The sequence below is a fragment of the Streptomyces sp. NPDC006265 genome, from assembly GCF_040613555.1.
Classification (GTDB): domain Bacteria; phylum Actinomycetota; class Actinomycetes; order Streptomycetales; family Streptomycetaceae; genus Streptomyces.
This window is the reverse complement of the sequence record NZ_JBEXSH010000234.1, coordinates 1-10,767: the sequence shown is the minus strand read 5'-3', so window position 1 is coordinate 10,767 and position 10,767 is coordinate 1. Positions and strand designations below refer to the sequence as shown.

At 74.5% G+C, this 10,767-nt stretch carries 10 protein-coding genes and 2 pseudogenes; 2 read left to right on the top strand and 10 right to left on the bottom strand.

The window, feature by feature from the left end:
* Together ABZ281_RS20105 and ABZ281_RS20100 are read left to right on the top strand one after the other, a co-directional pair.
* Positions 1 to 126, top strand: a pseudogene (locus ABZ281_RS20105) (amidohydrolase); the annotation flags it as partial.
* A 156-nt stretch (positions 127 to 282) separates the two neighbouring features.
* A complete protein-coding gene (locus ABZ281_RS20100) occupies positions 283 to 1,275 on the top strand; it encodes an SCO1860 family LAETG-anchored protein (protein WP_356657276.1) in 993 nt (330 codons plus the stop codon).
* 91 nt (positions 1,276 to 1,366) lie between these two features.
* On the opposite strand, the gene cobC is transcribed toward ABZ281_RS20100, so the two are convergent.
* From cobC to ABZ281_RS20050, 10 genes and pseudogenes are all read right to left on the bottom strand, one after another.
* Entirely contained in the window at positions 1,367 to 2,422 is a 1,056-nt protein-coding gene (cobC, locus tag ABZ281_RS20095; RefSeq protein ID WP_356657274.1) for an Rv2231c family pyridoxal phosphate-dependent protein CobC, read from the bottom strand.
* Complete coding sequence (locus ABZ281_RS20090) at positions 2,412 to 3,332, bottom strand: sirohydrochlorin chelatase (protein ID WP_356657272.1); 921 nt, start codon at positions 3,330 to 3,332, stop codon at positions 2,412 to 2,414. Before ABZ281_RS20090 ends, cobC begins: the two co-directional genes overlap by 11 nt.
* Positions 3,329 to 3,916 (bottom strand): precorrin-8X methylmutase, encoded by a 588-nt coding sequence (locus ABZ281_RS20085; protein WP_356657270.1) that lies wholly within the window; start codon positions 3,914 to 3,916, stop codon positions 3,329 to 3,331. Before ABZ281_RS20085 ends, ABZ281_RS20090 begins: the two co-directional genes overlap by 4 nt.
* Positions 3,913 to 5,604 (bottom strand): precorrin-3B C(17)-methyltransferase, encoded by a 1,692-nt coding sequence (gene cobJ / locus ABZ281_RS20080; protein WP_356657268.1) that lies wholly within the window; start codon positions 5,602 to 5,604, stop codon positions 3,913 to 3,915. Before cobJ ends, ABZ281_RS20085 begins: the two co-directional genes overlap by 4 nt.
* A complete protein-coding gene (gene cbiE, locus ABZ281_RS20075) occupies positions 5,601 to 6,839 on the bottom strand; it encodes a precorrin-6y C5,15-methyltransferase (decarboxylating) subunit CbiE (RefSeq protein ID WP_356657266.1) in 1,239 nt (412 codons plus the stop codon). Before cbiE ends, cobJ begins: the two co-directional genes overlap by 4 nt.
* Positions 6,836 to 7,654, bottom strand: a complete 819-nt coding sequence (gene cobM, locus ABZ281_RS20070; protein ID WP_356657264.1) for a precorrin-4 C(11)-methyltransferase — start codon at positions 7,652 to 7,654, stop codon at positions 6,836 to 6,838. The genes cbiE and cobM overlap by 4 nt, the downstream gene beginning before the upstream one ends.
* A 62-nt stretch (positions 7,655 to 7,716) precedes the next feature.
* A complete protein-coding gene (gene cobI / locus ABZ281_RS20065; protein WP_356657262.1) occupies positions 7,717 to 8,448 on the bottom strand; it encodes a precorrin-2 C(20)-methyltransferase in 732 nt (243 codons plus the stop codon).
* Positions 8,445 to 9,815 carry a cobyrinate a,c-diamide synthase gene (locus tag ABZ281_RS20060; RefSeq protein ID WP_356657260.1) on the bottom strand — a complete coding sequence of 457 codons (1,371 nt, stop codon included), beginning with the start codon at positions 9,813 to 9,815 and terminating at the stop codon, positions 8,445 to 8,447. Before ABZ281_RS20060 ends, cobI begins: the two co-directional genes overlap by 4 nt.
* Positions 9,812 to 10,411: a cob(I)yrinic acid a,c-diamide adenosyltransferase gene (gene cobO, locus ABZ281_RS20055; protein WP_356657258.1), complete on the bottom strand. Its 600-nt coding sequence runs from the start codon at positions 10,409 to 10,411 to the stop codon at positions 9,812 to 9,814. Before cobO ends, ABZ281_RS20060 begins: the two co-directional genes overlap by 4 nt.
* A pseudogene (locus tag ABZ281_RS20050) lies at positions 10,411 to 10,767 on the bottom strand (magnesium chelatase); the annotation flags it as partial. The pseudogene ABZ281_RS20050 and the gene cobO, both read right to left, overlap by 1 nt.

Here is a 10,767-nt window from a genome sequence, read left to right as displayed (position 1 = left end):
GGCCGTCCCGGTCTGGACGAGGGGGCCCCGGCCGACCTCGTCGTCTACGACGAGGACCCCCGGGCCGACGTCCGGGTACTGGCCTCGCCGCGCCGGGTGGTGCTGAACGGGCGCGTGGTCGGCTAGGGGGTGACGGAGGGGAACGCCTGTGCCGTGCCGGGCGGTCAAGTACTTTTGCGATCTTGCCACGTTGGAGTGAAGCGGCGTCAGATCACTAAGGGCGCACGCGCCGCGAGACGAATGTTTCAGGGACCCGAGCCTGTCTCTCCTGGAGTCACCACCGTGAACAGCACTTCCTTCCGTGTGCCCGCACGCCGTCTGGCGACCGTCGCGACGGTCATGGCCCTGGCCGCCGGGCCCGTGACACTGACCGGCGTGAGCCCGGCGTACGCCGCCGACGACCAGGGCCGCGCGAGCGCCGCCACCCTGCGCACCGACTTGGACGTCTCCCTGCTGAACAAGTCGGTGAACGTCCCGCTCGCCGTCTCCCTCAACGAGGTCCAGGCTCCGCAGAGCGCCGAGAAGACCACACTGACGGCCCGTCTGGACGCGGTGAACGGCGGTCAGCCCTTCAGCGTGCTGCGCGCCGAGGTGGCTCACACGAGCGCCACGACGACCGCCACGAAGGCCGAGGCGGTCTCCACCCTGGCCCATGCTCGCCTTCACGTCCCCGGCCTGCCGCTGCTGTCGGTGATCGAGGTCGAGCAGGTCACGTCCAAGGCCACCTGTGAGGTCGGGGAGAAGCCGGTCGCCACGGCCGACATTCCCGGCTGGGTGACCGTGCTCGGCGAGCGCGTGAACCTCACCGCCGAGGGCTCGGCGGACGTCAAGGTGCCGGGCGTCGGGGAGGTGCACCTGGATCTGTCGCGCACCCGGACGACGGCCCGTTCGGCCGCCGCCACCGCCCTCGAACTCAAGGTGTCGGTCAACCCGTCGAAGCTGAACGTCGCCGAGGTCGACGGCACGCTCACCCTGGTTGAGGCGGCCTGTAAGACGCCTGCGTCCGAGTCCTCGACCGCCGCACAGCCCTCGACCGCCGCACAGCCCTCGGCCGACGCGTCCGCCCCGCCGGCCGACGGAGAGCGCGCGGCCGACGCACAGCCCTCGGTCGATGCGTCCGTCCCGCCGGCCGACCCCAAGCCGCAGGGAGCACTCGTCGAGGAGAGGCTGGCCGAGACCGGCGGTGACTCGACGACGCCGTACCTCGTGGGCGGCGGGATCGCCCTGCTCGTGGCAGGCGGGGGAGCGGTGGTCCTGGCCCGCCGCCGGGGCTGATCGCGCAGCCGGGGGTGGCGGCGAGGAGCTTCGCGCAGGCGTGGTCTCAGGGGCTTCAGGGCCTGCTCCCGTGCCCACAGAAGCCCGCGCCTCAGTGCCGCAGCGCCCGCTCGAGCGCCCGTAGGAACCCGTCCGTCGTGGCGCGGTCCCGCACCGCCAGCCGCAGCCACTCCCCGTCCAGACCGGGGAACGTGTCCCCGCGGCGCACGGCGTAACCGAGGTCGCGCAGGCGCCGGCGTACCGCGGACGCCCGCTCCAGCCGGATCAGGACGAACGGGCCCTGCGCGGGCCCGGCCACCCGCAGTCCGGCGGGGGCGAGGCGGGCGAGACCGGCCAGCAGATGCGCGCGATCCGCCGCGATGCGGTGCGCCGCGTGGGCCGCCTCCGCCACCGCCCGTGGCCCCACGCACACCTCGGCCGCGGCCAGCGCCGGGGTCGACACCGGCCACAGCGGCTGCGCCCGCTGGAGGTCCTCGATCGTCTCGGGCGCCGCCAGGACGTACCCGATCCGCAGCCCGGCCAGCCCCCATGTCTTGGTCAGGCTGCGCAGCACCACGAGCCCCGGCACGTCGACGCGGCCCGCCAGGGCCTCGCTCTCACCCGGCACCGCGTCCATGAACGCTTCGTCCACCACCAGCACCCGCCCCGGCCGGGCGAGTTCGGCGACCGCGTCCGCCGGGTGCAGCACCGACGTCGGGTTCGTCGGGTTGCCGATCACCACCAGGTCCGCGTCCTCGGGCACGGCAGCCGGGTCCAGCCGGAAGCCGTCCTCCTCCCGCAACAGCACCCGGCCGACCGCATGCCCCGCGTCCCGCAGCGCCGCCTCCGGCTCCGTGAACTGGGGATGTACGACGACCGGCCGCCGCACCTTCAGCGCCCGCGCCAGCAGCACGAACGCCTCCGCCGCGCCCGACGTCAACAGCACCCTCTCCACCGGCAGCCCGTGCCGCGCGGCCACCGCCGCCCGCGCGGCCCGCCCGTCCGGGTAGGCCGCGAGCCCGCCGAGCGACGCGGCGATGTGCTCCCGCAGCCAGACCGGCGGCGTGTCCGCGCGGACGTTCACGGCCAGGTCGACGAGCGAACCGCCGTCGTCCCGGACCTCCGCGTCCCCGTGGTGACGCAGATCGTGCCCGTTCTCAGTGCGCATGAGAGTGAGCACCGTGGTGATGCCCGTGACCGTGGTGGTCGTCGTCGTCCGGGTGGAAGTGCGGCTGCTGCGGCATGCCCACCTTGTCCTCGAAGCCCGGCAGCGCGATGCGGTACACGCAGGAGTCGCAGTTCATCCGCAGATCACCCTTGACGGCCTCCTCGTACCGCTCCCACACGAGGTCGAGCAGCTCCGGCTCCGGCCCGATGACGTCGGCCGACAGCACCTCGACCTCCGGGTGCGCGGCGGCCCAGCCCTCCGTCTGGTGCCGGACCCGGTCCGGCAGGATGCCCGTGAACAGGAAGTAGGGCAGGACCACGATCCGGCGCGCGCCCAACCGCACGCAGCGGTCGAGCCCGCTCGGCACGTCCGGCGCCGCCAGCGACACGAACGCCGTTTCCACGCCCGCGTACCCGCGTCCCTCCCACAGCAGCCGGGCCGCCTTGTGCACCTCGGCGTTGGCGTCCGGGTCCGTGGACCCGCGCCCGACCAGCAGCACCGTCACGTCGGCCCGGTCCCCGGGCGTGCGGCCCCCCGACCCCAGGGCCTCGTCCAGTCGCCGCTCCAGCACGTTCAGCAGCGCCGGGTGCGGGCCGAGCGGACGCCCGTACGTGTACGAGATCCCCGGGTGCCGTTCCTTCTCGCGGGTCAGTGCCGCCGGGATGTCGCCCTTGGCGTGCCCGGCGGACACCAGCATCAGCGGGACGGCGGCGAAGCGCCGCACGCCCCGCTCGACCAGTTCGGTGACGGCCTCGCCCAGCGGCGGCGGGGACAGCTCGATGAAGCCGCCCGCGACGGGCAGTTCGGGGTGCCGGGCTCCCAGCTGCCGTACGAAGTCGCGGAACGCCTCGGCTCCGGCGTCGTCCCGGGTGCCGTGGCCGGCGATGAGCAGGGCGGGCGGGGTGGTCACAGTTTCTCCTCGGCGGAAGTGGGGTGGTACAGCAGGGCGTTGAGCGCGGCGGCGGCGACCGCCGACCCGCCCTTCTCGGACACGTTGCTCACGGCGGGCAGTCCGCTCCCACGCAGGGCGGCCTTCGATTCGACGGCTCCGACGAAACCGACGGGCAGTCCGATGACGAGCGCGGGCCGGGCGTCGAGCGTCAGCAGCTCCTCCAGCGCGGTCGGCGCGTTGCCGATCACCCAGAGGGCACCGGGGCCGACCTGCTCGTGGGCGAGCCGGACGGCGTGCGCGGACCGGGTCAGGCCGGGACCGGGTTCGGCGTCCTTCAGACGGCAGACGGTCTCGCGCCGGGTGATCCCGGCGCCGACCATCTCCACGTCGACGACGACGGGCGCCCCGGCGTGCAGCGCCGCGTGCGCCTTCTCCAGGTCGGCCTCGTCCAGGACGAGGTCGGCGGCGTAGTCGAGGTCGGCGGCGGAGTGGACGACCCGCTCCACGACCGCCCGGGTCAGCGGCGGGAAGTGGGAGGTGTCCAGCCGGGCGCGCATGCGCCGGTAGGACTCCTCCTCGATCGGATGAACGACGCGGTTCACTCGGCCCCCTCCTGCGCTGCCTGCCAGCGGTAGCCGCGCGGTGTCACCATGCGTCCCGCGATGTCCCGGGTCGCCGTGTTGCCCACGGTCACGACCGTCATCATGTCGACCGTCGCCGGGTCGAGGGCGCCCAGCGTCGTGAGCCGACTGGACTCGTCCGGCCGCGAGGCGTTGCGTACGACACCGACCGGGGTCGCCGGGGTCCGGTGCTCGGCGAGGATGCCCAGCGCCTTGGGGAGCTGCCAGTCGCGGCCGCGCGAACGCGGGTTGTAGAAGGTGACCACGAGGTCCGCCTCGGCCGCCGCACGCACCCGCCGCTCGATGACCTCCCACGGCGTGTGCAGGTCGGACAGGCTGATCGACACGTGGTCGTGGCCCAGCGGGGCGCCCAGGAGCGCACCGGCCGCGAGCGCCGCCGTCACCCCGGGCACACCGACCACGTCGATGTCGTCCGAGGCCTCGGCCAGCGCGGGGGAGGCCATGGCGTAGACGCCCGCGTCCCCGCTGCCGATCAGCGCGACGGCCTGCCCCTCGCGGGCCTCCTCGACGGCCGTGCGTGCCCGCTCCTCCTCGGCGCCGAGCCCCGACTCCAGGATCCGGGTGCCGGGCCGCAGCAGATCACGGATCTGGTCGACGTACTGGTCGAGGCCCACGAGCACGGAAGCCCGCCGCAGTTCGGCCTTCGCGCGGGGCGTGAGCAGGTCCCGGGCGCCCGGCCCGAGCCCGACCACCGCGAGCCGTCCGCGCCCCGGACGCCGTACGACGGCACAGGTCGCCATCGCCGGGCTCGCGGCCGACTTCCGCTTGGGGACGAGTAGTTCGCCCCCGCCGGCGAGCGCGGCGGCCTCCGCCACCGACGGGGTCCCGACGGCCGCGAGCGGCGCGTCGGACGGATTGGGCACGTCGACCCCGGCCAGCTCCTCCGCGGAGTGCGTCACCAGCGGCGCCCCGAGCCGCCGCGCGGCCTCGACGATGCCGGGCTCCCCGGCCTTGGCGTCGACGGTGGCGAGTTCGGCGACGGACGCCACGGACAGCCCGGCCTCCCGCAGGGCGTCCTCGACCAGGCCGAGGACCTCCTCCACGGGAGCGCCTTTGGACGCCCCGACGCCGACGACCAGGGTCGGCGGACGCAGCACGACCTCGCGCTCGGCCGTCTCCACGAGCCGGTCGGTGAGCCGGATCGTGTATGGCCCCTCGTCCGTCACCGGCAGCGGCGGCAGCGGCCAGGCCACCTCGGCCCGCAGCGCCACCGCCTCACCGTCCAGCAGCGCCCGCGACACCCCGGCGACATCGCCCTCCACGGGCAGACCGAGGGTGTCCAGGCCCGCCATGTCCACGGCGTCCGTGGCCGTCGTCACCACCGGCTCGGCACCCAGCAGGTCACCCACCTCGCGGGCGAGTTCGTTGGCGCCGCCCGCGTGCCCGCCCAGCAGGGACACGGCGAACCGCCCGCCCTCGTCGACGCACACCACGCCCGGGTCCTCGGTCTTGCCGGACAGCAGCGGTGCCACCAGCCGCACCACCGCGCCCGTCGCCAGGAAGCACACGAGCTGCTCGCACTGCGCGAACGCGGTCCGTACGGCGTCCCCGACGGGACCCTCGTACACCCGGGTGCGGTCCGGCCACGCGGCGGCCAGCCGGTCCCGGACAGCCGCTCCCGCCGCGGTGGCGGAAATGAGGCCGATCACTGAGCGACTCCTTCTTCGACAGCTGCCGGAGGCCGGACGCCCCACAGCAGGAAAACGGGGTTGGTCGCCGCGAGCCGGGTCACGTCCCCGGGCAGCGGCGCGAGCCGCGACGACTGCAGGAGCACGCCGTCGCAGGTGAGACCGGCGATCGTCAGCGCCTCGCGCGCGGCCGGCACTCGGTCGAGCGCGGCCATGGCGACGACCACCGTGCGCCGGGCCCGCCGCGCGCACGCGCCGACGATCGCGGGCAGTTCGCGCCCGCCGCCCCCCACGAACACGGCGTCCGGGGTCTCGGCGAGCTCCGCCAGCGCCTCCGGTGCCGCGCCCCGCACCACCCGCACGTCCACTCCGTGGGCGGCGGCGTTGGCGCGGACCCGCTCCACACCGTCCGCGGTCTTCTCCACGGCGGTGACGGCCGCACCGAGTCGCGCGCACTCCACGGCCACGGACCCCGAGCCCGCGCCCACGTCCCACACCAGGTCACCCGGGCGCGGCCCCAGCCGGGCCAGGGCCAGCGCCCGCACCTCGAACTTGGTGATCATCGAGTCCCGGTGGGCGAACTCCGCCTCCTCCAGGGCCCAGCCGGCGGGCCGCTCCCCGGGGCCCGCGACCGTCCGCACCGGGCCGAGCGCCCGCGCCTCGTCCAGGCACAGCACCACGCTCACCGCCGTGCCCCAGTCCCGGGCGGCGGCCTCGGCGGGTGTCACCCGCTGCACGCGCTCCGCGTCCGAGCCGATCCCGGACGCGACGACCAGCACCCGTGCCGCGTCCCGCAACGCGGCGCCCAGCTCCGCCGGACCCGCGCCCGGCCCGGTCAGCACGGCCGTCTTCGCCTGCGCCCGGCACACGTTGACGGCCGTCCGCAGCTCCCGCCCGTGGGCGCTCACCACCACGGCGTCGTCCCACGGCAGCCCGATCCGCGCGAAGGCGGCGGCGACGGATGACACCCCGGGCCGCACATCCAGCCGGTCCGGCCCGAACCGCTCGGCCAGCACCCGCACGATCCCGAAGAACCCGGGGTCGCCGGAGGCCAGCACCAGAACGGGACGGTCCTTCGCGACGTACTCGCCGATGGTGTCGAGGGCCGGCGCGAGAGGCCCGAGCACGACCCGCTCGGCCGTCTCCGGCAGCCGTGCGGCGTCGAGATGCCGCCGCCCGCCCACGACCAGCTCGGCACCGGCGAGGACGTCGTCGGAAGGCGCCGCCCCCGTCCCCGTGCCGACCACCGTGATCACGTACTCGCCCCCCGCTCGCGCAGCGCCCTGCGGGCTTCCGGGTCGGCCTTGCGGTACCCGTGGAAGTGTCCCGGGTGATACAGGTGCGAGCGCGTGCCGTGCGCGTCGAGCGCCGGGCCGACCAGGAACAGGGTGTGCTTCCAGAGCTTGTGCTCCTTGACCGTCTCCTCCAGCGTGCCGATCGTGCACTTCACGATCAGCTCCTCCGGCCAGGTCGCCTGGTACGCCACCACGACGGGAGTCGTCGTCGGATAGCCGCCCTCCAGCAGCTCCCGCACGAGCTGCCCGCTGCGGGCGGCGGAGAGGAACACCGCCATGGTGGTGCCGTGCTTGGCGAACTCCCGGACCTCCTCCCCGGGCGGCATGGGCGTCTTGCCGCCGCCGAGCCGGGTCAGCACGACCGACTGCGCGACCTCCGGGATGGTCAGCTCGCGCTGCGCGAGCGCCGCGACGGCCGAGAAGGAGGACACCCCGGGCACGATCTCGGTCGCGATGCCGGCCTCGGCACACCGGTCGACCTGCTCCTGCGTGCCGCCCCACAGGGCCGGGTCGCCGGAGTGGATACGGGCGACCTTCAGTCCCTCGGCGCGGGCCCGCCCGTACACGGCGACGACGTCCTCCAGGGACATGGTCGCCGAGTCGAGGATCTCCGCGTCCTCGCGGGCGTGTTCGAGGACCTCCTCCTGGACCAGGCTGGCCGCCCAGATCACGACGTCGGCCTCGGCGATGGCGCGCGCGGCGCGGAACGTCAGCAGGTCGGCGGCGCCGGGGCCGGCGCCGACGAAGGTCACTTTGCCGGCGGGGGCGTCGGCCATGGGATGGGTCCTCTCTTGCAGGGGGGAAGGGGGTGAAGGGGGGGTGATGCCGGACGGGCGGGTCAGAGTTTGCCGCCCCGTCCGCCCTCGCGCCGGGCGGGTGCGATGAGCGTCGACAGATAGGGCAGGGGCGTCTCGTCGAGCTCGGCGGCCGGGCGCACGGACTCCTCCGGGAGCCCCAGCGCCGATCCCCACACGGCGTCGGCGAGCCGCCCGGTCTCCCTCAGCGCCTCGGCGACCTCCTGCGCCTGCCGCCCGAACTTGTAGGCGACCACGGTCCCGGGACCGGCCAGGGCGTCCTTCAGCACGGCGGTCCCGGCGGTGACGGGCACGAGCGTGAGCGGCTCGGTGCCCTCGGTCAGCACGGCCCCCGACCGGGCGGCGAGGTCCTGCATGGCGGTGATCCCGGGCACGGTCGACACGACGGTCCCCGGCACGAGCTCGACGATGGTCTGCGCGAGATAGGTGAACGTCGAGTACACGTTGGGGTCGCCGATGGTCGCGAAGGCCACCGACGTGTGCCGCCGCAGCAGTTCGGCGACCCGCTCCCCGGCCGCGTCCCAGGCGGCCTCGCGCCGGGTCCGGTCGCTGCGCTCGTTCAGCGCGAACACGACCCGGACGACCTTGTCCTCGGGCACGTAGTGCAACACGGTCGCCTCGGCCCGGCCGCGCTCCCCGCTGTCCATCACGGGGACCACCACGACATCGGCCTCCCGCAGGGCGTTGACGCCCTTGACGGTCACCAGCTCCGGATCCCCGGGGCCCACCCCGACTCCGACCAGCCTGCTGCTCATGACGTCCGGCACCTCTCCACGAACCGACGGGCGACACCGGGCTCGGACGCCCAGTGCGTGTGCAGATAGCTCGCGTGCACACCGCGCTCAACGAAACCTTCGACCCGCGGCCGGGGGGTGCGGACCCCCCAGGCGGGCTCCGCCCCCGAGCCGGGCTCCACGACGGTCCGGTGGAACTCGTGGCCCCGCATCCGGGTCCCGGCCGCCGCGAGCACACTGTCGCCCACGGCCACGGCGTCCCGGTAGCCCAGAGTGAGCCGCTCGGTCATCCGCGCCCCGGCGTCCAGCACGCCGCACATCGGCAGCCCGTCCAGCTCCCGGCACAGATACAGCAGCCCGGCGCACTCGGCGGCGACGGGAGCGCCGCTCCGCGCGAGTGCGGCCACGGCCTTGCGCAGGGGTTCGTTGGCGGACAGCTCCGAGGCGTACACCTCGGGGAACCCGCCCCCGATCACCAACCCGCGCGTCCCTTGGGGCAGTTCCTCGTCCCGCAGCGGATCGAAGGCCACGACGTCGGCACCGGCGGCGGTGAGGAGCTCGGTGGTCTCGGCGTAGGAGAAGGTGAACGCCTCCCCGCCGGCAACAGCGACAACCAGCCTGTCCGGCGTTCGGGGACGAGGCCGCGAGGAAACGGCCTCGGCCGCATCCCAAGCCGCCCCCGACAACGCACCCGCACTCCGCGCCAGCGCCGCCAACGCGTCCAGATCACACCCGTCGGAGACCTGTGCGGCCATCGCGGCCACGGCCTCCACCGCGGCGGCGTGCCGCTCGGCGACCGGCACCAGGCCCAGATGCCGCGACGGCGTGTCCACCTGCGAAGCCCGCCGCAACACCCCGAGCACCGGCACCCCGGCCTGTTCCAGCGCCTCCCGCAGCAGCTCCTCGTGCCGGTCCGAGGCGACCTTGTTGAGGATCACGCCCCCGACCCGCACCTCCGGGTCCCAGGAGGCGAACCCGTGCACCAGCGCCGCCACCGACCGCGACTGCGACGACGCGTCCACGACCAGCACCACCGGCGCACGCAACAGCTTCGCGACATGGGCCGTGGACGCGAGTTCACCCTCGCCCGCGGCCCCGTCGTACAGCCCCATCACACCCTCGACGACGGCGATGTCACACCCCCGTGCCCCGTGCAGGAACAGCGGCCCGACCAGCTCGGGCCCGCACAGGTACGCGTCGAGGTTCCGTCCCACCCGCCCGGTCGCGAGCGCGTGGTACCCGGGGTCGATGTAGTCCGGCCCGACCTTGTGCGGGGACACGGCGAGCCCCCGCGCGGCGAACGCGGCCATCAGCCCCGTGGCGACGGTGGTCTTGCCGCTGCCCGAGGAGGGCGCGGCGACGACCAGCCGTGGGACGGAAGCACTCACCACTCGATGCCCCTCTGGCCCTTTTGGCCCGCGTCCATCGGATGCTTGACCTTGGACATGTCGGTCACGAGGTCGGCGAAGTCCACGAGCTTCTCGGGTGCGTTCCGCCCGGTGATGACCACGTGCTGGGTGCCGGGCCGATTCCGCAGGACGTCGATCACCTCGTCGGTGTCGACCCACCCCCAGTGCATGGGGTACGCGAACTCGTCGAGCACGTACAGCCGGTACGTCTCGGCCGCCAGGTCACGCTTGACCTGCTCCCAGCCCTCGCGGGCCTTCTCCTCGTTGTCCATCTGCTGATCACGCTGCACCCAGGACCAGCCCTCGCCCATCTTGTGCCAGTCGACGGGCCCGCCCTCACCGGAGGCGCCGAGCACCCGCAGCGCGTTCTCCTCGCCGACCTTCCACTTCGCCGACTTGACGAACTGGAACACCCCGATCGGCCACCCCTGGTTCCAGGCCCGCAGCGCGAGCCCGAAGGCGGCGGTGGACTTGCCCTTGCCGACGCCCGTGTGCACGACGACCAGCGGACGGTTCCGCCGCTGGCGGGTCGTCAGTCCGTCGTCCGGCACCACACTCGGCTGTCCCTGCGGCATTACGCGGCCTTCCTCTGCACGTCCTTCACGAGCCCGGCGATGCTGTCCGCCCGCAGCTCGTCCAATGTCACGGCCGTACCGCCCAGTTCGCCCGCGAGCTGCCCGGCGAGCCCCAGCCGTACCGGCCCCGACTCGCAGTCCACGACGACCGAGGCGACCGAGTCGGCCGCGAACAGCCGCGCCGCCCGCCCGGCCAGGGCGACCGGCTCGGGGCCGCCGGTGGCGCGCCCGTCCGTCACCAGCACGACCAGCGGCCGCCGCGCGGGGTCCCGCAGCCGCTCCACGCGCAGCACGTCATGGGCGATGCTGCTGACCGCCGCCTCGGTGGCGATGGCGGCCGGCACCGTCTCCCTCCC

Excerpts from the sequence above, each read along its gene's own strand:
- cobC (WP_356657274.1), bottom strand. The coding sequence starts at position 2,422 with ATGCGCACTGAGAACGGGCACGATCTGCGTCACCACGGGGACGCGGAG.
- cobM (WP_356657264.1), bottom strand. The coding sequence starts at position 7,654 with ATGGCCGACGCCCCCGCCGGCAAAGTGACCTTCGTCGGCGCCGGCCCC.
- cobI (WP_356657262.1), bottom strand. The coding sequence starts at position 8,448 with ATGAGCAGCAGGCTGGTCGGAGTCGGGGTGGGCCCCGGGGATCCGGAG.
- cobO (WP_356657258.1), bottom strand. The coding sequence starts at position 10,411 with ATGCCGCAGGGACAGCCGAGTGTGGTGCCGGACGACGGACTGACGACC.